This is a genomic window from Nitrobacter sp. Nb-311A, assembly GCF_000152905.1.
Classification (GTDB): Bacteria; Pseudomonadota; Alphaproteobacteria; order Rhizobiales; family Xanthobacteraceae; genus Nitrobacter.
This window is the reverse complement of record NZ_AAMY01000043.1, coordinates 1-19,926: the sequence shown is the minus strand read 5'-3', so window position 1 is coordinate 19,926 and position 19,926 is coordinate 1. Positions and strand designations below refer to the sequence as shown.

Annotated in this window: 21 protein-coding genes and 4 pseudogenes; 18 read left to right on the top strand and 7 right to left on the bottom strand. The window is 58.5% G+C overall.

The features are described 5' to 3' along the window. Nucleotides 1-198 precede the first annotated feature (198 nt). The 6 genes from NB311A_RS20410 to NB311A_RS20400 all read left to right on the top strand — a co-directional run bounded on the left by NB311A_RS20410 (nt 199) and on the right by NB311A_RS20400 (nt 4,612). Nucleotides 199-597, top strand: a complete 399-nt coding sequence (locus NB311A_RS20410; protein ID WP_083780361.1) for a DUF3489 domain-containing protein — start codon at nt 199-201, stop codon at nt 595-597. Nucleotides 598-599: 2 nt separating this feature from the next. Beyond that, nucleotides 600-1,067 (top strand): DUF2924 domain-containing protein, encoded by a 468-nt coding sequence (locus tag NB311A_RS08380; protein ID WP_009796920.1) that lies wholly within the window; start codon nt 600-602, stop codon nt 1,065-1,067. 34 nt (nt 1,068-1,101) lie between these two features. Further along, on the top strand, nt 1,102-2,184 hold the full coding sequence (locus tag NB311A_RS08375; protein WP_009798085.1) for a recombinase family protein: 1,083 nt from the start codon (nt 1,102-1,104) through the stop codon (nt 2,182-2,184). Continuing rightward, on the top strand, nt 2,178-2,642 hold the full coding sequence (locus tag NB311A_RS23150; RefSeq protein WP_009798084.1) for a hypothetical protein: 465 nt from the start codon (nt 2,178-2,180) through the stop codon (nt 2,640-2,642). The genes NB311A_RS08375 and NB311A_RS23150 overlap by 7 nt, the downstream gene beginning before the upstream one ends. Before the next feature lie 1,151 nt (nt 2,643-3,793). Beyond that, nucleotides 3,794-4,141 carry a hypothetical protein gene (locus tag NB311A_RS08370; protein WP_116394718.1) on the top strand — a complete coding sequence of 116 codons (348 nt, stop codon included), beginning with the start codon at nt 3,794-3,796 and terminating at the stop codon, nt 4,139-4,141. Nucleotides 4,142-4,201: 60 nt separating this feature from the next. Next, nucleotides 4,202-4,612: a DUF2237 family protein gene (locus tag NB311A_RS20400; RefSeq protein ID WP_009797687.1), complete on the top strand. Its 411-nt coding sequence runs from the start codon at nt 4,202-4,204 to the stop codon at nt 4,610-4,612. On the opposite strand, the gene NB311A_RS20395 is transcribed toward NB311A_RS20400, so the two are convergent. From NB311A_RS20395 to NB311A_RS08355, 3 genes are all read right to left on the bottom strand, one after another. Next, nucleotides 4,604-4,990: an ATP-binding protein gene (locus tag NB311A_RS20395; RefSeq protein WP_305807337.1), complete on the bottom strand. Its 387-nt coding sequence runs from the start codon at nt 4,988-4,990 to the stop codon at nt 4,604-4,606. The genes NB311A_RS20400 and NB311A_RS20395 overlap by 9 nt on opposite strands. Before the next feature lie 85 nt (nt 4,991-5,075). Continuing rightward, nucleotides 5,076-5,945, bottom strand: coding sequence for an ImmA/IrrE family metallo-endopeptidase (locus tag NB311A_RS19690; protein WP_009798082.1), 870 nt, complete (start codon nt 5,943-5,945; stop codon nt 5,076-5,078). Continuing rightward, complete coding sequence (locus tag NB311A_RS08355; protein ID WP_040674478.1) at nt 5,942-6,271, bottom strand: helix-turn-helix domain-containing protein; 330 nt, start codon at nt 6,269-6,271, stop codon at nt 5,942-5,944. Before NB311A_RS08355 ends, NB311A_RS19690 begins: the two co-directional genes overlap by 4 nt. A 119-nt stretch (nt 6,272-6,390) precedes the next feature. Here NB311A_RS08355 and NB311A_RS08350 point away from each other — a divergent pair, with 119 nt between their 5' ends. The 6 genes and pseudogenes from NB311A_RS08350 to NB311A_RS20390 all read left to right on the top strand — a co-directional run bounded on the left by NB311A_RS08350 (nt 6,391) and on the right by NB311A_RS20390 (nt 10,621). Next, nucleotides 6,391-7,689: a DNA methyltransferase gene (locus NB311A_RS08350; RefSeq protein ID WP_009798080.1), complete on the top strand. Its 1,299-nt coding sequence runs from the start codon at nt 6,391-6,393 to the stop codon at nt 7,687-7,689. After that, on the top strand, nt 7,686-8,402 hold the full coding sequence (locus tag NB311A_RS08345; RefSeq protein WP_009798079.1) for a DUF5681 domain-containing protein: 717 nt from the start codon (nt 7,686-7,688) through the stop codon (nt 8,400-8,402). Before NB311A_RS08350 ends, NB311A_RS08345 begins: the two co-directional genes overlap by 4 nt. 243 nt (nt 8,403-8,645) lie before the next feature. Continuing rightward, a complete protein-coding gene (locus NB311A_RS08340; protein WP_207382363.1) occupies nt 8,646-9,104 on the top strand; it encodes a hypothetical protein in 459 nt (152 codons plus the stop codon). Then, nucleotides 9,022-9,363: an integrase core domain-containing protein gene (locus tag NB311A_RS23145; RefSeq protein ID WP_207382364.1), complete on the top strand. Its 342-nt coding sequence runs from the start codon at nt 9,022-9,024 to the stop codon at nt 9,361-9,363. Before NB311A_RS08340 ends, NB311A_RS23145 begins: the two co-directional genes overlap by 83 nt. 8 nt (nt 9,364-9,371) lie before the next feature. Continuing rightward, nucleotides 9,372-9,661 (top strand): annotated as a pseudogene (locus NB311A_RS08335) (chromate transporter); the annotation flags it as partial. A gap of 105 nt (nt 9,662-9,766) precedes the next feature. Next, a pseudogene (locus tag NB311A_RS20390) lies at nt 9,767-10,621 on the top strand (IS5 family transposase). Between the two features lie 41 nt (nt 10,622-10,662). Here the strand turns inward: NB311A_RS20390 and NB311A_RS08325 are convergent. Continuing rightward, nucleotides 10,663-10,875 (bottom strand): hypothetical protein, encoded by a 213-nt coding sequence (locus NB311A_RS08325; protein WP_083780421.1) that lies wholly within the window; start codon nt 10,873-10,875, stop codon nt 10,663-10,665. Between the two features lie 364 nt (nt 10,876-11,239). Between NB311A_RS08325 and NB311A_RS08320 the strand changes: the two are divergent. Further along, nucleotides 11,240-11,513 (top strand): annotated as a pseudogene (locus tag NB311A_RS08320) (transposase); the annotation flags it as partial. 363 nt (nt 11,514-11,876) lie between these two features. Here the strand turns inward: NB311A_RS08320 and NB311A_RS08315 are convergent. Next, on the bottom strand, nt 11,877-12,308 hold the full coding sequence (locus tag NB311A_RS08315; protein ID WP_040674481.1) for a hypothetical protein: 432 nt from the start codon (nt 12,306-12,308) through the stop codon (nt 11,877-11,879). A 95-nt stretch (nt 12,309-12,403) separates the two neighbouring features. Here NB311A_RS08315 and NB311A_RS22565 point away from each other — a divergent pair, with 95 nt between their 5' ends. The 5 genes and pseudogenes from NB311A_RS22565 (at nt 12,404) to NB311A_RS20380 (ending at nt 17,388) form a co-directional block, all read left to right on the top strand. Beyond that, nucleotides 12,404-12,850, top strand: coding sequence for an ATP-binding protein (locus NB311A_RS22565; RefSeq protein ID WP_009798071.1), 447 nt, complete (start codon nt 12,404-12,406; stop codon nt 12,848-12,850). A gap of 118 nt (nt 12,851-12,968) precedes the next feature. Continuing rightward, nucleotides 12,969-14,582, top strand: coding sequence for a DUF3300 domain-containing protein (locus NB311A_RS08305; RefSeq protein WP_009798070.1), 1,614 nt, complete (start codon nt 12,969-12,971; stop codon nt 14,580-14,582). Continuing rightward, on the top strand, nt 14,579-15,520 hold the full coding sequence (locus NB311A_RS08300) for a DUF2950 domain-containing protein (RefSeq protein WP_009798069.1): 942 nt from the start codon (nt 14,579-14,581) through the stop codon (nt 15,518-15,520). Before NB311A_RS08305 ends, NB311A_RS08300 begins: the two co-directional genes overlap by 4 nt. Continuing rightward, nucleotides 15,505-15,786, top strand: coding sequence for a hypothetical protein (locus NB311A_RS21915; protein WP_165475244.1), 282 nt, complete (start codon nt 15,505-15,507; stop codon nt 15,784-15,786). Before NB311A_RS08300 ends, NB311A_RS21915 begins: the two co-directional genes overlap by 16 nt. A 46-nt stretch (nt 15,787-15,832) precedes the next feature. After that, nucleotides 15,833-17,388 (top strand): annotated as a pseudogene (locus NB311A_RS20380) (ISL3 family transposase). Between the two features lie 55 nt (nt 17,389-17,443). Here the strand turns inward: NB311A_RS20380 and istB are convergent. Next, a complete protein-coding gene (gene istB / locus NB311A_RS08280; protein WP_009798065.1) occupies nt 17,444-18,307 on the bottom strand; it encodes an IS21-like element helper ATPase IstB in 864 nt (287 codons plus the stop codon). Continuing rightward, nucleotides 18,307-19,806 (bottom strand): IS21 family transposase, encoded by a 1,500-nt coding sequence (istA, locus tag NB311A_RS08275; protein ID WP_009796680.1) that lies wholly within the window; start codon nt 19,804-19,806, stop codon nt 18,307-18,309. Before istA ends, istB begins: the two co-directional genes overlap by 1 nt. Between the last annotated feature and the right edge of the window lie 120 nt (nt 19,807-19,926).

Genomic DNA, 19,926 nt, shown 5'->3' with positions numbered 1-19,926 from the left:
TCTCCTCGCCGCGCGAACGCACCCGACAGATGTTGACATTCGTACTGCCCATATTCGTGCAGAAAGGACTGGCATTCTTGGGCGAAGCGAGCATTGCTGTGACGTGAGGTGGCCCCTCGGATCGGCCCCGCAGCGCAACATCGCTGACGGGGCCTTGGATGGTGCGACGCTGATGTCGCATCAATTTCGGAGGGTCCCATGCAGAAGTCATCCCGCAAACGTAAGCCACCATCGAACCGCCGCGGACGCGGTAAGGCCCTCACCACAACGAAGGCAGCAAAAACAGCACCTCGTTCTGTGAGAGAGCCGACGAAACGACGTCCAACGCTTCCTTCAAGTCCGGCTGTAGGGGGCAGTGTATTCAGCGCAGGTGCTGAAGCAAACAAACGGCCGAACAAGCAAACAAAACTGCTTGATCTTTTGAGGCGCCCGGCTGGTGCGACCATTGCCGCGCTCTCAAACGCCTCCGGTTGGCAGCAGCATTCCGTGCGAGGATTTTTGGCCGGCGTTGTCCGCAAGAAGCTCGGGCTCGAGTTGGTCTCAATCGTTGAAGCAGATCAGCGCATCTACCGCATCGTTGCAGCGAAGCAGGCCTGACGATGGCTAAGGCCGCGAAGAACGAGCTCGCGCGTTGTCACGATCTCGGTGGTCGGCGACCGCAGTCTCGTGGTCGTCGCTCAAGCTGGTCCGCGCTGGCGCATCTTCCGAAGCATCTGCAGACAGCCATCGTAAGCTATCGGCGACAGGTCGATCAGTCGGACGATCTTGATCCGACGGTTCGCCAGTTCCTTGATCGGATCGGCGAGAAAGAGACGTCCGATTCCGTCATGGCCAAGCTCGTGGCCTTCGACCGAGGACAGGTCGAGTTGAAGGCCGGCACCATCCTGTCGCGCGAATGGAACGGCATCACCCAGCGGGCGATCGTCGTTGAGGATGGCTTCCTGTGGGAGGGGACACTGTACGACAGCCTCTCAGCCATCGCCTTCGCCATCACCGGTACCCGCTGGAGCGGGCCCCGCTTCTTTGGCCTACGGGATAACACGGTCGGTAAGGAGGACGGGCCGTGAGGGCGGGAAAAGCGGTGGCCCGAGAGATCGTCCGGTGCGCGATCTATACCCGGGTCTCGACCGACAATTCAACTCGCTGGATGCTCAGTATGAGGCTTCCAGTGCCTATATCAAAAGCCAGGCCCATGCCGGTTGGGTGCAGGTCAAGACCCGTTATGACGATGGCGGTTTCTCCGGAGGATCAACCGACCGACCGGCACTGCAGAGCCTGCTGGAGGATATCCGGGCCCGCAAGATCGATGTCATTGTGGTCTACAAGGTCGATCGTCTGACCCGCTCGCTCGCCGACTTCGCCAAACTGGTCGAGCTGTTCGATGCCCATCGGGTGTCGTTTGTCTCGGTGACCCAGCAGTTCAATACCACAACGTCCATGGGACGCCTGACCCTCAACGTTCTCCTGTCCTTTGCCCAGTTCGAACGGGAGGTCACCTCGGAGCGCATCCGGGACAAGGTGGCAGCCTCCAAGAAGAAGGGCATCTGGGTCGGAGGTCCCCTCCCCCTCGGCTACGCCATGGAAAATGGCAAGGTGGCCGTCGTCCCCGAAGAAGCCGAACGGGTCCGTCACATCTTCACCCGCTATCTCGAGCTTGGCAGTGTCCGTGCCTTGATGCGAGACCTCAAGGACCGCAACGTCGTCAGCAGACGGCGCGTTCTCAAGACCGGCGTAACCCGGGGCGGAGTTGCATTCGGCTGTGGCGCCTTATTCCATCTGCTGCGCAACCGCTTCTACATTGGCGAGGTCAACTACAAGGGGCAAATCTATCCGGGCGAGCAGCCCCCGATCCTGGATCGGGATCTGTTCGATCGTGTCCAGACCATGCTCTCGGACCAGCGCAGTCATCAGACCAGAACCCGGACCTCCTTCAGCCATCTCCTGACTGGTCTGATGTTTGACGACGCCGGCCATCGCATGGCGCCGACCCAGGCCCAGAAGAAGGGCCGGCACTACAGCTACTATGTCTCGCGACCGCTTCTGTTCGGGAATGCAGCGACCGCCCCAGTTGGTTCGGTCTCTCGGGTGCCAGCCCCTGACATCGATGACCAGGTCCGCAAGGTTGTCCTGGAGCCGCGAAACAAAAGCACGGGCACGATCGACAACACTACGCCTCCTTGCTGATCGAACGGATCGAGGTTCAGCAAAATCGTCTCGTCGTGCAACTGAAGCAGGATCCGGACAATCCCGCCGAAGACGACCACTCCACCATCGTCATCCCCTGGACCAAGCCACCCTCCAAACGAGCGCGGTCCATCCTACGCCCGACCTCCGCAAAACTTCCGCTCCGCCCGATGAAGCTGGAGCAACGCGCTACGCTGGTCGCAGCGATTGCCCGCGGCCGGCGCTGGCTTGATGAACTCATTACGGATTCGGCGACAGATGCCCAAGCAATCGCAACGCGCGAGCGATGCAGCCTGCGACACGTCAACATGACACTGTCGTTGGCCTTCCTCTCTCCCGCACTCACCAAGGCTGCCGTTGAAGGTCGGTTACCTCGTGGCATCGGTCTCGAACAGCTGCGCGAGCTCCCGCTTGAATGGGATAGTCAGTTCGAAGCGCTAGGTCTCGATCCGATCTGACCAGCGACACCGCGCTCTTGATTTTTCGCCATTTCGATGTCGCGAAAGAAGCACTTCCGGCCTCCCCGAGAAAGCAGGCTTTCGCACAGATGGGCAGACCCGTCGCGGTTCAAACCCGCAATAAAAGTAGCATGATGCCGGCTATGTCCCTTTGAACCGATTGGTTGCAGCGGCCGAACTGACCCAGTCAGCGAACCCGTCTCTGCTGCTCGGCCAGGAACGGGAATTTTCGATGCAGAGACAAAGCGCATTTTGGCAAGATTTTTGAGACCAGAGACGCGCGCTGAGACTGAACGGATCGCCAAAACCCCGCAATTTGCGCGACAAATCGACGGATGTGCCACCGAGCTCGGTTCCTGCGAACTGGGTGGTGGCGGACGCAGTCAGATGCGAACGAGTCTCCGCAACGCAATTCCCTGCTATCAGGGAAATAACAGGGAATTTTACGAAATCGCTGCTGCCGGAAGCTGTTTTGCCCGGGTATTCGCACGAAGATTCAAAGATTTGGAGGCGAATTCCCTGCTTTGCCGAGCAGGTAATTTTCAAAGTCGTAACAAGGAATTTTGAGCAACGGATCAGAGAATTCGTACGCATCCATTTCTCGCATATGTGGAGCACCCCGCCAGGCAAGAACTATTTCGAACGGCTCATCACACGGGAACGGTGCAGTCATATGTCCGGCCTTTCAGCACGGCTTGAACTGCTGGCCTCGATGAAGTCCCCGACGCGAGCGGCTAATCACACTTACGCGCTATGAGCTGCTATGCGAGAAACGGCCTGCCGCCCGGACTGGGACATCCGTCCCGGCGCGTCCGAGTCGCATCAGCAACACAGACAAAGGTTTGAAATGAACAACGCGTGGCAACCGATCACTATAGTTGCAAAGAATGACGACCGCGTTTTAGTTGCCGCCGGAACTTGGATCCGCGGGAATCGACAGCGTTTGCCACAAGCGTTTCCTTGCTTGGTCATATGGGACGAGACCGAGTGGCTCATCTGCGACAATGAGGGGCCGCGATCTGTGATACATGGTCCGAAGTACTGGATGCCGGTTCCGCCGGTCGAGAACGCATAAGCCCACCGCGTGGCGCCCGCTTGCATCACCTTGCGAACAGTGTGACAAATATCCCTCTCCAAGATGGAGCTGAACATTGACGATTCAGGTAAATGACGTCGACGCGTTAAAGAGTTACCTTGAAGCTGCAATGGGTCGGGCGAAACATCATCCGGGAAACGTGGATGGTGTGATTTTGGCTCTTACGGGCGCGATCGTCTGGAAAAAAGATGCCGATCCTATTGAACCGATGGGGTCAGAGGGAGATAAGAAAAACGTCCTTTGGGTGAAATTCAACGGAATCCGATACGCGTTTTCGTACAATCACACCGCACGAACCGTCGAGCTTCGCAAGGACCGCACAGATGGCGCGGTCCTGTATTCGTTCTCGAACGCGACCCCGTACGCAGATATCATTTCTGCGTTCGATACACTTAGGCCATAGGCTGCGATAGATGCCGCTTTTGATCGGTGCCAGATGCAGGGGTGAAGGCAAGGTGCAGCAATGCTAAGGGACGATCGGGATAGTGGAGGCGGCCCTCCGCGTCGTACAGGTCGGAACGTGCTCGGCGAGCCAATTCAACCCTGTTCGATCAAGCCAATGACGGGATTTTATCGGGACGGCTGCTGCGACACTGGGGCAGAGGACATTGGCAGTCACACGGTCTGCATCGTGGTGACTGCCGAGTTTCTCAATTTTTCCATATCGCGCGGCAACGATCTCTCGACACCATTGCCGGAGTTCGGTTTCCCAGGCCTGAAACCCGGTGACCGGTGGTGCTTATGTGCACCCCGCTGGCAGGAAGCATTTCAAGCAAACCAAGCGCCGCGAGTGGTCTTGCGCGCCACTCATGAGGGTGCGCTGACATATTGTTCGCTCGCCGATCTCAAACGTTTTGCAATGGACCTAGCGTGACCACCCAACGACGTCATGATGCAGCAACATTACAAGCGACACGTAGCCGAGTTCATCAACGATGAGCAGCTTCACCGCCTGCAATTCGCGCTGCAGCTTCAGCCGCCGCTTCTCGTCGCGTGCCTCCATTAGCTGATGCACCAATGCGTCCGCGGTGGTGAAGGCGACAGAGAATCCCTTCTGGCAGGCGGCAAGACCAAGGGCGAGCGCGACATGGGTCTTGCCAGCGCCGCTGTTGCCGAGCGCGATCATTTCTCGCGGCACAGAATGAGAACTCGCCTCGGACGAGCTCGAGCACCACCATCTTGTGAGGCCGGGAATGACCGTGAAATCGAAGGTGTCGAGGCTCTTCACGGCGGGGAACCTGGCCTGCCTCAGCTTCTGCCCTGGAACTGGCGCCCGCCCACCGCTCTCGTTGACGCTGCAAGAAATGGAACTTACGGCTCAAGCGCGAGCTGCCGTTTTATCGGCTTTGTCCGCCCGTGAACCGTTCGAAGACGTCGTCGAAGCCCGGCCCGTCGTCATCAGACTGGTCGGCACGCAGTAGCGTGATCGAGCGCCCGTTAGCCTGCCACAGGGTTTGAGCTAACAATTCGCAGGCAGGCTGGGGAGCATGGAGCCAATCATCCGGCGCGATTTCATCGAAGCCAGAGATCGTTCCTTGAACGGGCTGTCCCAGGTCGCATTGCGCGCCCGCAGTGATTGAAAGGCGCGGAAACTCACGCCCGCAGGCGGCATACAAAAAGCGATTGTCTTTGCAGAACACGACAGCGAGGTCGTCCGGATGCAGCTCGACGAATCGCCGGACTGCCGCCTCCCGGCTGATGTCGAATTCTTTTGCCATCGACACTACCTGCGCCAATTCCGGCGTTCCGCGCAGGAAGGGCTTCAGACGGTTTCGGGGCGTGAGAAGTTCGATAGCGAACGAGTTGGCCTCGCTTTCCTGCCGCCGGTGGCGGTCGCCGATTTTGTCGCCGCCGGATAGCCTCATGTCCTGACGAGTACATCGGAAGCCGCCCACTGAGGTTTGCTCGTGGGTCGGATTGAGAAAGTGCAAGAGCTCATGGCTTAGGCTGAATCGCCTGCGTTGCCGATTCGATCTTGAATTCAGCAGTACCCTGCCTCGGTCGCGTTCCGGCGTCGTGACAAGCGCGGCTTCGAGATTGGAAAGGGGTTCCTCGCGAATTTCGTCGATATCCAGAGCCGCGGCTATCTCGTAAATCGGAACGGCCCCGTTGAGGCCGGCCAATTGGTCATGGATGGCCTGCGCCAGACGTTGTGGATTGAGCCCCACGTCCTCTATCGCCATGCGGTCCAGCGTAACCCTCCTCATCCGTTCGTCCTGCGTTTGAGCAGCGACTTCATCATGTCATCCAGGATCGCACGCTCGCTGGCATCGAGCCGCTGGGCTTGTCTGAACATTCGCTGGAGTTGCCGATCGGCATCTGATGACTCGACATCTTCCCCGACCAGAAACGCCACCGACACCCCGAAATGATCGGCCAGGCGCGTGACCAGGGCCATGGATGGATTATCCGCCCTGCCCTTTTCCAATTCCCAGATATGAGCCTTCGAAACTCCGACCGCCTCGGCAACGTCTTGCAATGATTGGTCTTTCGATCTGCGTAGCTTTGCTACCCGCGTTGCCAAACTGCTCATTTTTGCTCTCGATCTGGAATTTTCCCGTTCATTACAGCTTACGTAACCGTGGTGCTATTGTAAAACACGCCTTCGTTTTATATATCTTACGACATCGTCTTTTATCGGAGCCCATCCTTATGCCGAAAGCTCAACTCGAATATCTTTCGATCGGCGCGCTTCGCCCGTGGCAACGCAACGCACGAACTCATTCGCGGAAGCAGATTCGGCAAATCGCCGACAGCATCCGCAAGTTTGGCTTTACCAATCCGGTGCTGGTCGATCGTGAAAATTCCATTCTCGCTGGTCATGGACGGGTTGCTGCCGCTGAACTGCTTTCCATGAGCGAGGTACCCTGCATCAGACTTGAATCGATGACCGCAGCGGAGAAACGGGCCTACGTCATTGCCGACAACAAGCTGGCGCTGAATGCCGGCTGGGACGAAGACATCCTGGCGGAAGAGCTGAAGGCCCTGAGCGACCTCGATCTCGGCTTTGATCTTACGCTGACCGGGTTTGCGGTGGCGGAAATCGACAGCCTTGTCGATGGCTTGATACCGGAAGAAACCGGAGATCCTGCCGAGGACTTATTGCCGCTCGAGGCGGCGCCGCGCTGTCATCGCGGCGATATCTGGCAATTGGGATTTCATCGGCTGATCTGTGGGGATGCTCGCGATCCCGACACCGTGGCCGCCCTCATGGGTCCAGAGCAGGCGCAGATGGTTTTTACCGATCCACCCTACAATGTTCGGATCGACGGCAATGTAGGTGGTCTCGGTTCGATCCGGCATCGCGAGTTCGCGATGGCGTCAGGCGAGATGTCGGAACCGGAGTTTACCGGGTTTCTCAAGGCAAGCTTCGGCAATCTCACTCGCCACTCCATCGATGGTTCGATCCATTACATTTGCATGGACTGGCGTCACATGGCGGAGATGCTGAAGGCGGGCGACGGCATCTACACCGAGCTCAAGAATCTGATCGTGTGGGCCAAAGACAATGGCGGAATGGGTACATTTTACCGATCACGGCACGAGCTGATATTTGCCTTCAAGAATGGGACTGCCCCACACCACAACCACTTTGAGCTGGGCCAGCACGGACGCTACCGAACCAATGTCTGGGAGTATCGCGGCGTCAATACCATGAAAGCCGGACGGCTCGACGAGCTGGCGCTGCATCCGACGGTGAAGCCGGTTGCGATGATCGCCGACGCCATTAAGGACGTCTCCTCGCGTGGTGGCATCGTCCTGGATCTGTTTGGGGGAAGCGGATCGACCCTGATCGCAGCTCACAAAACTGGGCGCCGCGCCTGCATCTGCGAGTATGACCCGATTTATTGCGATCGAATAATCCAGCGCTGGGAGACCTACGCCAAAGACGAAGCCGAACAGATCGCTTGCGGGATCCGACCCGACCGCAACCGGGGAACAGCAGCATGAGCCGGCCCGACAAGCCGGCCACCCAACCTAACCTGCCCTCGAAACGGGCAGACTATGAGGTTGGCTACGCCAAGCCTCCGGTTTCGACCCGATTCCAGCGTGGACAATCCGGCAACCCGTCTGGTCGCCGCAAAGGGGCGATCAAAAAGCGCACCGCCCTGCCCGCTCTCAACGACGAACGGCTGAAAACCATCATCCTGGAGGAGGCCTACCGTTCGATCAGCATCAACGACCCGAACGGTCAAATCGACATCCCGATGGCCCAGGCCGTCGTACGCTCGCTCGCCGTCAATGCAGCCAAAGGTAATCAGCGTGCGCAACGCCTGTTTACCGAACTGCTTACCTCGGTCGAGCGCGACAACAAGAAGCTGCACGATGAATGGTTGAAGACGGCGATCAACTACAAGGCCGAATGGGATGAGGAGCTCGCGCGCCGCAAGAGATTTGGCATTGAGGCTCCATCTCCGCTTCCTCATCCCGACGATATCATCATTGATATGAACACCGGCTCGGTCCGCATCAAAGGGCCGATGACCAAAGAAGATAAAGTCAGATGGGATCAACTGCGCGATCTCAAGGTCTCGATAAAGGAGAATATAAAAGAGATGACGGCGCTTCTCGATACACAGCCGGAAGACAGAGACCAGATAAAAGCGGAGATCCAGCACTCGCAACGCGTTCTCAAAATGATATCAGCCGTTATCGAAGATTGAAATCGTGTCCGATTGAGCCGACGGTATGCAGGGGTTATTCGCCCCGATCTGGGTCCAGATGCGACACGGTCATCGCTGCTAAGTCTGCGCGTTAATCCTGTCGGATCTCGACATAAGGGTTTCGCGGCCACGGCCTTACAAAGATGGCACCGCGCGGGCTTCCGATCGTATTGGCGCTGGAAATCGCGACGCCGCTGCGGCCGACCAACGGTGCCGTTGGAAATTCGCCGGCTGATCCGCGAGATGAGCCTCGCCAACCCGTTGTGGGGAGCGCCGCGAATCCATGGTGAGCTGCTCAAGCTGGGCATCGAGATCGGCCAGACCAGCGTCGCCAAGTGTATGGCGCGGAGGAGAGCCCTTCCGTCACAAGGCTGGAAGACGTTCCTTCGTAACCATGCTGACGGGATCGCCGCGATGGACCTGTTCGTGGTGCCGACAATCTCGTTCCGACTGCTCTATGGGTTGCTGATCATGGGCCACGGCCGGCGGCAGATCCTGTGGTTTGGGGTGATCGCGCATCCGACGGCCGAATGGATCGCCAATCAGCTCACTCAAGCTTGCGGCTGGGAGCAAATCCCAAGTTACCTGATCCGGGGACCGCGATGGTGCCTACGGCGAGATATTTATTCGCCGCGTTCGATCCATCGGCATTCGCGATCGCCCGACGTCTCCTCGCTCACCCTGGCAAAATGCGTATGCTAAACGGCTGATCGGATCGATCCGCAGGGAATGCGTTGATCATATCGTGGTATTCGGCGAACGCCATCTGCGTCACGTGCTGCTCTTGTACATGAACTACTACAACGGCACGCGCACCCATTTGGACCATCCCCTCTGCCTCGAGTGCAGTTACGAAACCAAGCCAGCGCGAGTAGTACCGAGGCGACATGCCCAAGTATCGCGTCCTGGAACACCAAGGACGCAACATGTCAGCATCATGCACTTCGATTTCATCCGTTAGATCGATGCCTGCGGGGCAATAAGGCGCGCGCCGGAGCGCTCTCGGTGATTACCGCTGCCGTGGTCGGCGTTATCTTAAATCTGTCGATTTGGTTCGCGCTGCACACGCCATTTCATCCGAGTTTCCCGATTCACAAATTCGGCATATCGTTCGACGCACCCGTTCTAAGCAGCATCGACATTCCAGCTCTCCTCTTATCACTCGCGGCGGCTACCGCGATCTTCCACTTCAAGGTGGGGTTGTCCTCGCTGCCTCCTGCACCGCAGGCGTATTTTTGCGATTGGCGGGCATCATTTGAGCTTGAACCCTGATGAACTGTCTCCAGCAAGGTCTTGAGACCTAACAAGGAGTTTATTATGCGAAACGTACCCTTTTTCGGAGCGATTCGAGACAAGGAGCCCTGATGTGGAAGCCTGAACACCGTTTGACGGCCGAGCGGCGCAACCTTCGGTATCCTAGTGATTCGAGTGATGCGGAGTGGGTGCTTGTTGCTCCGATGATCCCGCCGGCGCGACGAGGCGGACGCCGCCGTTCGGTCGATGTACGCGAAGTGTTGACCGCGATCTTCTATGTGCTATCGACCGGCTGCCAATGGAAGGCGATGCCGAAAGATCTGCCGCCCAAGAGCACGGCGCATTTTATGGGACTAGGACGGAACGTTGGATCATATTCACGACGCACTCTATATAGCGGCAAGCGAAGCAACCGGACGCGAGGCGAGTCCCACGGTTGCAATCATCGACTCCCAAACTAGCAAGGCAGCGCAAAAAGGGGCTCTGCACTCGACCGGCAGGGCTTTGATGCGGGCAAGAAGCGACAACGAAGACGTTGCGCCGAGATCACGGGCCGCAAGCGCCACATCCTCGTTGACACACTCGGCCTCTTGCTCGGCGTGAGCGTCCATGCCGCAGATGTTCAGGACCGCGATGGCGCGCATGATTTGCTACGTCGCGCGCGGCGGCGCTTTCCCTTCGTCGAGCGGATTTTATCCGATGGCGGCTACCAGGGGCCAAAAATGGCGAAGACTGTCGCCGCGACGGGATGCGGGAAGATAGAGATCGTCAAGCGTCCCGATCTCCAGCGCTTCGTCGTTCTGCCCAAGCGCTGGATCGTTGAACGGACTTTCGCCTGGATCAGCCGCAATCGGCGCCTGATGCGCGATTTCGAGCGCTACACCAGGACCGTCGCAGCCTTCGTTCGCCTCGCCATGATCCGCATTATGCTCAGGTGCCTCATACGCTCAACCCAATGCTCCTGAATCTAATCTTCTTGGATCGGCTCTAAGGGAACGGCCCTGGATTACGCTCCCGGTCTGGTCGCTTGTTCTGGACGGCCCCACGGATCGTCCTCGACGGGCGGAGGTACTTCACTCCTCATAATGGTAGTGTCGTCAATGTCGATCACGGCGACGCTCATAACGACGGCGACGATATTCTCGTCCACTGTCATAACGATCATGACGGCATTCGAGGCCACGGTGCCGATAGCCACGATCGCGACGATAACCGTCATCGACGTGAACGCCAACGCCGCCCGGGCACGCCTTGCGCCTGCACCATCGATCCAATTGAACCAATGCTTATAACCGTGTCCGGCTTAACGATCGCAAGCGCACTACCGGTCTGGGGATACAACCGGTAAAGACCAATGAAAATCAGTCGGTCAATTGGGTTGAAAGCAAGCTTGCGAGGCGCCCCTCGCCGAAGCACATTAATTTGTTGTCGCAATACTAAAATCTCGGCCTCAAGCGTAGCTCGTGACCGGAAAAGATCCGTGAACATCCGCCAGATCAGTCTGCACAGGTCCAACATCACGCAACAGCATCACCCGATTCTCAATCAACTACCAGCCGGATATGGTTTGCGGTAGGGACAGGGTGAAGCATCTCTTCGCCGATGCCGCTTACGACCGGCTGCAGTTGATGGACAAGGCCGCCCATCTACGGTTCGTGATCGAAATCATCCGTCGCCGCGACGGTCAGAAGGGCTTCGAAGTCCTGCCGCGTCGCTGGGTCGTCGAACGAACTTTCGGTTGGATGATCCGTTGGCGTAGGCTCGTTCGCGATTTACGAGCGCCGCATCGACATCTCAACCGCCATGATCCGCGTCGCCATGGGTGGCGTCCTCATCCGCAGAAACGCTCATCCCTGATTTTCCAAACCGGCTCTAACAGGATATCGGTTCCGTCCGGGGGCAAGATAGAAGGGCAGGTGGTGCGGGGCCATCGGATGCATCTTCTCGTTCAACTCTCCCCTGAACCATCGAACGACCTCGCCTGCCAGAGACATCGGTGTGCACGGTACATACCGCCGATACAAATTGCTTGGTTTGGATTAAGGCAGGATGTCGACCCGACCTAACCTTATGGCAACGTTGGAGTAAAAACAACCGTCAGGAGTCTTTCGTCATGCCAAGCAGCATCGATGACCTCATTCCTACCAGGCTGATGACGTTCGTAGCTGAACGTTACTGAGAGGATCGGGCCGCGCCCCACGTGGCCCGATCGATACATATCTATTTCAAGCGTATCGATACCCCGCCGACAGCGACCGACATTTCGGCGCCTACCCTCGGGCCGCTCAGTTGCAAGATCACGCCATTGGCGTTTTGCAATTGAACTCCGCCTGCTCCAGCCGCTAAGGCGCCCCCGGCTCCGACGGCGGTGTACCTGCCTTCGATCGAAGTCGGCCCCTTCAGATTGAGAGCTCGTCCAACCAGCTTGGTGGTCGAGGCTCCAATCGTGAAGCCGACGCTCATGCCCGATACAGTGAATGGATAATGGGTGCCCCGGAGCGTCAGCACGCCCTCGCCGGCACCGACTCCGACAACAAACCCGCCTTTGGTGAAGATCACCACGACGCGACCTGTTTCAGCGCGGGCCGACGTACTGATGGCAGCGCCCACAAGCAAGGCTAACATGGCAAAGCTCATGCTAAACTTATTCATAATGTCTTTTTCCTTTTCCCTCTGATGACTCACACTCCGGTGAACCAGCAGTTTCGGACAAAAACTGATCAACACATTCTAATGCGGCTGGTCTCGTGGGACATCTTCCTTTTGCCTTCCGCCACCTTGATCCAAGTCAATATCCCAATTTCGACACCCAATCACCAAGCTATGGAAATGCCAAACCGGAGACAGCCGAGACTCATGCTGAAAAACCCTCCGCCGAACCTGATGAGGTGAAGGAAATTCTCGCAGACATATCCGAAGCCGAGGCAAAAGAGCGAGAAGGTAACGACAAGGCGCTCGGGCGCATGGGCGGGATCAGGATCAGCGACACCGGCCCCGGTATCGCGACCGCCGATCTCGATAAGGTTTTCGATCCGTTTTTCACGACGAAATCGCCGGGCATGGGTATGGGGCTTGCGATCGTCCGTTCCATCGTCGAACGCATCACGGATAGATTTTGCGGCAATCGGTCATCTGGCGGGGCACTTTTCACGCTCAGGCTCCCGATTGCTCAGGATCGAGCTCCTTCGGTCTGATACTTGCGGTCTCGTTGCTTCTGCGCTGCAGCATGGTGCATTGGTTTCGTTGATCTTTATCAAAGAGCGAGTTTCGATTGAATTTATTCTTGCAGCGGTGAACCCAAGGAGAGGTGTGATGTTCCGCTGCGGCAATATCCTGATCGCGCTTACATTGCTAATGGCGAGTCCTATCGCTGTCTCCGCCCAAACGGCCGATAATCCACTGGATACCAGCACGCCACAGCTAGCGACCAAATCGTCGTACGGTGCAGAGCTGTTAAAACCCGAGCAACTCGAGGCGCTGGTTGCCCCGATTGCGCTCTATCCCGATGAACTGCTGGCAAATGTGCTTGCGGCATCGACCTATCCGTTGGAGGTCGTTCAGGCCGATCGATGGCTCAAAGAACGGAAAGCCCTGAAGGGCTATGCGTTGATGGAGCAGGTTGAAAAGCAATCCTGGGACAACAGTATCAAGGCGCTTTCGAGCACGCCAGACGTCATTTCGATGATGAGCGACAAGATCGACTGGACCAAGAGTGTCGGCGATGCGGTGCTGGCGCAGCAAGCGGATGTCATGGATGCAATCCAGCGCCTTCGCTCCAAAGCCTATGACAATAAGAAGCTGGTCACTACCAAGCAGCAGAAGGTCAGCGTTCAAACGCAAGAAAACAAGCAGGCGATCGTCATCGAGTCGGCCAGCCCCGATACGATGTACGTGCCGTACTACAATCCGGCAACAGTGTACGGGACTTGGCCCTATACAGAATATCCACCCTACTACTTCGGATATCCGTCCTATATTGGCGCGGGAGTGATCGCGACCGGTCTCGCGTTCGGTGCGGGTTGGGCTATCGGACGCTGGGGCAACTATTGGGGCGGAGGATTCAATTGGAGCAACCGGAGTCTCTACGTCAATCACTATAACCGACTAAACAACGTCGGAAACAGCTGGCAGCACGATCCGGCGCATCGCCAGGGTGTCAGGTACAACAACGCGAATGTTCAGCAGCGCTTCGGCAACAACAATCTGAGGGCCGGCGCATCGAACCGCATGGATTTTCGTGGTCGCGGTGGGCAGCAGGTGCTTCATCCAGGACAGGATCGGCCTGGCGGTGGAAGTCGCGCAGCGTCGGATCGTTCAGGCGATCGTGTAGCCTCACGTGACCGGCCGGGCGGCGATCGTGGAAATCGGCCGGGCGTAGCGGATCGTGTCAGGAGCGGCGACCGTTCCAAGGCAGGTAGCCGGGCTGCCAACCGCGCTCGCGGTGGCGGCAGTCGTGGCGGTGCCATGAACATATCGTCGGGCAGCGCGGCTGCGGCGGCCTCGGCTCGCGGTCATGCGAGCCTGGGCGGGCGAGGTGGTGCTGGCGGCTTCGCCGAACGTGGCGGTGCCGGTAGGGGAGGTATTCAAGGCGGCGGCTTCCGCGGCGGTGCTGGTTTCCGCGGCGGCGGCGGTGGCGGTTTTCGCGGGGGACGGCGGTCCGATGTCCACTTGAAAGACCACATAGTACTTCTGGGTTATCTTGCCAACGGTCTTGGCTATTACCGCTTCAACTATCTCGGTAACAGCAAAACATATGTTGGGGTGATCGCGCAGGACGTGCAAAATCTGATGCCGCAAGCCGTGACCCGTGGTCGCGACGGTTACCTTAGAGTCTACTATGAGAAGCTTGGATTGAAGCTGCGAACCTACAGTGACTGGCTTGCTGGGGGCGCAAGAATTCCTAAGCTGCGGGCGGTGTCGCCATGATCTTGTCAATGTGGATGTCGCGCGCAGCTTCGATAGGCGCAACGGCAATCGTGGTGGTCTCGCTATCGATCGGAGCAGCTCAGGCTCAGCAGGCTTTTTCTTCGCCGGAAGATGCGGCGGTCGGATTGGCGGCGGCAGTCAAGACCGGAACGACGAGCGCCATTCTGAAGGTCCTTGGTAGACAAGCTGAAGACCTGGTCGAATCCGGCGATAGCGTTGCTGACGAGGAGACACGTGAGCGTTTTCTTTCCGCTTACGAAGCCAAGCACACCATCAAGGATGAGGGAGACAAGAAAGCCACGCTCATTCTGGGCGCCGATGAATTTCCATTTCCAATTCCACTAGTCAAGAAGAAGGATGCCTGGACATTCGACACGGCCGCTGGACGTGCTGAGATTCTTTATCGCCGCATCGGGCGCAATGAATTGGATGCGATTCAGACTTCTCTGGCCTTCGTGGACGCTCAGAACGAATATGCGGAGAAGGATCGTACAGGTGAAGGCGTTGGCGTCTACGCGCAACGCATTGTGAGCAGCCCGGGCAAAAAGGATGGGCTTTTCTGGCGCGATGATCGCGACCCAAGCCCACTTGGTGAGTTGGCGGCCCGAGCATCATCAGAGGGCTATAAGGTTGACGGACAAGGCGCCCCATATCACGGATACTTCTTTCGAATACTGAGGGGGCAGGGACCCAATGCACAGGGAGGCGCATTTGACTACGTCGTCAAGCGCAAGATGATCGGCGGCTTCGCCCTGATCGCGTATCCCGCCGAATACGGCAACTCTGGTGTCATGACCTTCATGGTCAATCACGCCGGCACGGTCTTTCAAAAGGATCTTGGCAAGAAGACTAAATTGCTAGCCGAACGCATTCAATTGTTCGGTCCGGATCGCACTTGGAAGAAAGTAGAGCCAGCGAAGCCTTGGCCGAAGCAATGATGCATCTTTTTGCCTGGCAATCGATCGCGAACGGATCGCCTAAAACCAGCGCCAGCCCGTTGCTCGGCGGCGTGCTTGGCGATGGTAAGATCGAGCTTCATTACCTCATCCGCGATTATGCTTTTTTCGGCAGGCGGTTCTCAAGCGTCAGATCGGCGACCGCCTCCTTTAGCGCGCGGGTTTCGTGGCGCAGGTCTTGGACTTCACCATTCGTGGCCGCACGGGCTGTCATTCGGCATGCAAAATTGGGTCTGACTCACATCTGATGATTTTTTGGCCGAGCTTGCGGTTCTCCAACGGGGAATCAGCGCCATGCGAGCCGGTGTTCGAATTTCGTCGCTTGTGCCGAGTGGGTTAGTTATCGAGAGCGTAAGCGATTCATCTGACTCGATTATTTTAGCCGTCCGATCCGAAGGCGGCATGGCCGAGTGTCCATTGTGCGGGGCGAGATCGCGTCGAATCCATAGCCGATACGACAGACAGGTCGCGGATTTGCCATGTGCAGGCAAGCAAATACGCCTCCGCGTGATCACGCGACGGTTCGTTTGCGAGCTACCTCATTGTCGGCGGCGGATTTTCGCTGAACGGTTCGGGGACGACGTTCTCCCGACCCGGTCGCGCCGGACGGCACGGCTGGAATGCATCGTCCACCATCTGGGGCTGGCACTCGGCGGCAGACCGGCAGCGAGCTTCGCCAAGCGACTGATGCTGCCGGTGAGCAACGATACTCTGCTGCGGGTTGTTAGGCGACGAACGCGCCCGCGAACGGGGCCGCTGATCGTCGCCGGCATTGACGACTGGGCTTTTCGCAAGAACCATCGCTACGGAACAATCGTGTGCGATCTGGAAAGACGGCGGATCGTAACCCTGCTTCCAGATCGCGAGATTGCAACGGTGCGGGCTTGGCTTTCCGACCATCCGGAGATCAAAGTCGTATCGCGCGACCGTGGCGGCGGCTACGGTGAGGCCGCGGCAAAGGCGCTGCCGGACGCCGTCCAGGTCGCTGACCGTTGGCACCTGATAGAGAACGCAAGCGCGGCCTTCCTCAACGCGGTGCGCCGTTCCATGCGGGTGATCCGCACCGCAATCGGTGCGACGACGATCAATCCAAAACTGCTCACTTGCGCGGAAAGGCTGCAGTATGAAGGGTATCTCCGGCGCGAGCAGACAAATGCCACCATCATGTCGCTCGTCAGAAACGCTGTGCCACTCAAGGAGATAGTCCGCCGTACAGGACACAGCCGTAAACTCGTTCGCCAGGTCAGTCGCGGCGAGAGCACGGATGTCTTCCGGACACGGCAAAGCACGCCGATGCCCACTTGCCCTTTCTGGATGCGCAATGGAGCGAGGGCTGCCGTAACGGCGCAGAGCTCTGGCGTCGTTTGCAAGGGCAAGGCTTCCAAGGCTCCTTGCGTGTCGTCAGTGAGTGGATGACACGACGACGACGGGCCGAAAAGGCCACCAATCAACGACTGCAAAAAGTTCCATCAGCGAGAACAATCTCACGATTGATGACCACGGCGCGCGGCAATCTTAGCAAAGCAGATACGGTCACCATCGCCGCTATAGAGGCGCGCGTTCCCACACTCGTCGAAGCCCGCATGCTCGTCGAAAGCTTTCAGGCCATGGTGCGCAAGAAGCTCGTCGCTGATCTCGATCCATGGCTCGCCACCGCCAGCTTGAGCCTGATCGCCTCTTTTGCGAATGGCATCATCAGGGACAAGGCCGCCGTCCGTGCCGCCATCACCGAACCTTGGTCCAATGGCCAGACAGAAGGGCAGATCACGAAACTAAAGCTCGTCAAACGACAAATGTATGGGCGGGCCAAGATCGACCTCCTGCAAGCTCGGCTGATAGGTGCCAGCTAGTTGCTGCAAACCGTCATCGAAATTGCGTCAGACCCAAATTTGCGAACGATGACTGTCAATCGGCTTGCAAATTTGACCCCGTATCGGCGTTCAATTTTGACCCCTTCGCGCGGCGTGGTTTGAGGGTAGCGCTCGACTCGTCGGAGCTGGCCGGGATTGCGGAGACGAGACGAGCGCGGGTGGCGTGATCGTCGTCGCGGCTTTTGAAGCGCCAGCTGTCGTTACCGGTTTCGACGATGTCGCAGTGGTGGGTCAACCGGTCGAGCAGCGCGGTGGTCATCTTGGCGTCGCCGAACACGCTGGGCCATTCGCCGAAGGCGAGATTGGTGGTGACGATGACGGAAGCACGCTCGTAGAGCCGGCTGACGAGATGGAACAGCAACTGGCCGCCGGATTGGGCAAAGGGCAGATATCCGAGTTCGTCGAGCACGATGAAGTCCATCCGGGTCAGATGTTCGGCAAGCCGGCCCTGACGTCCGTTACGGGTCTCGATCTCGAGGCGATTGACGAGGTCGACCACGTTGTAGAAGCGACCGCGGGCGCCGGATCGGATGCAGCTTCTGGCGATTGCGATGGCCAGGTGGGTTTTGCCTGTGCCGGTGCCGCCGACGAGCACGACGTTGCGCTGCTGGGCGATGAAGCCGCCGCCGGCGAGATCATTGACGAGCGTCTGATTGATCGGCGTGCCTTCGAACTGGAAGTCATCGAGATCCTTGGCCAATGGCAGCTTGGCGATGGTGAGCTGGTACTTGATCGACCGCGCCTGCTTCTCGTTGATCTCGGCGCTGAGCAGGTCGCCGACGATGTGCTGAGGTTCGTGCTGGCGCTTGACGGCCGTCGCCATGATCTCGTCGAAGGCAGCCCTCATTCCGTAGAGTTTGAGCTCACCCATGAGGTCGAAGATTTGGGTTCGTTCCATCAGATGGTCCTCCGGAGGTTGTCGTAACGGGCGCAATCGGCGATCGGCGCATGGCGGAGCGTCAGTGCCGCCGGCGTCATAATGTTGGCCGGTGCAGCGGGTTCGCGTTGGCGAGCCAGGATGTTGAGAACGACGTCAGCGGAATGAACGCCATGAGCGATCGCCTCGGCGCAGGCGGCTTCGACCGCCGACAAACCGTCCGTCAGCACCGCATTGAGGATGTCGACCATCTGTCGATTGCCGTCGTCGGTGCTGGCGAGCCTGCGCCGGATCCGTTCGATCGCGGCCGGCAACACCCAGTCCTTGAAGGGTGCGCCGTTACGTAAGGCCCCGGGTTTGCGCGCGAGCACCGGCACGTAGTGCCAGGGATTGTAGGTCGTCTCGCCGCGTCCGAACGATCGCGGATGCTCCGCAACGATGCGCCCGTCCTGACGGATCACGATGCGATCGGCATAGGCTTGAACTTCGACCGGGCGCCCGACGGCGCTGGCAGCGACCGAGTATTTGTTGTTGTCGAAGCGCACCAGGCAGGTCTTCGAGACCGATGCCGGCACCGCGTGGAATCCGTCGAACCGGCCAGCATAGGGAACGAGCTTGGGCCGCTCGGCTTCGAACACCTCCCAGACCGTCTGTTCGGCCAGTTCTGGATGTCGGTGCGCCTTGGCGTAGGCGATGCACTTATCCAGAAGCCACGCGTTCAACTCGTCCAGGGTTTTGAACCGCAGCCGTGGCGTGAAGAACCGTTCCCGGACCAGCCCGACCTGGTTCTCGACCTGACCCTTCTCCCAGCCCGACGCCGGCGTGCAGGCGACCGGATCGATCAGATAGTGGCTGCACATCTGCAGGAAGCGGCGATTGTAGCGGCGATCCTTGCCGACGAAGATCGTCTCTACCGCCGTCTTCATGTTGTCGTAGATGCCGCGGCTGCAGGTACCCTTGAACAGTGCGAACGCCCGGTCGTGGGCGTCGAATACCATCTCCTGCGTCTCCCGCGGATAGGCCCGCACGAACAGCATGCGGCTGTGGCACAGCCGGACATGAGCGACCTTCACGATCGCCGTCACGCCGTTGAGGAGAACGATCTCATGGCTCCAGTCGAACTGGTAGGCTTCGCCCGCCGCAAAGCTCAACGGAACATAGGCCGCCGCGGTCGATTGCCCGCGCTCCTTGCTCCAACGCCTGGCGTAACGCCGTACGGCATCGTAGCCGCCGTCATAGCCGCGTCCGCGCAACTCTTCGAAGATCCGGATCAGCGTCAGCTGTTCGCGAGCCGATTTGGCCGCGTTCGCCGCCAGCAGTTCATCAAGCTCCGCCGCCCAACGCCCGAGTTTGGGGCGCGGCTGGATCGAACGCTCATACTCGAACAAGGTCTTGCCCGACCTCAGCACCTTCCGGACCGTGTTCCGCGACACCTTCAGGTCACGGGCGATCTCCTTGATCGTCTTGCCCTTGATGAAGTGTTCGCGCCGTATCCGCGCAATCGTCTCCACGATCAGCATCCCCGACCACCTGCTTCATGACAAAGCAGGCAGCGCAACAGCCAACCTGTAGGGGGTCAATTTTGGACGCCGATCCCCCGGCTTACGGGGTCAATTTTGCATGCCGAATGACAAAGAAGG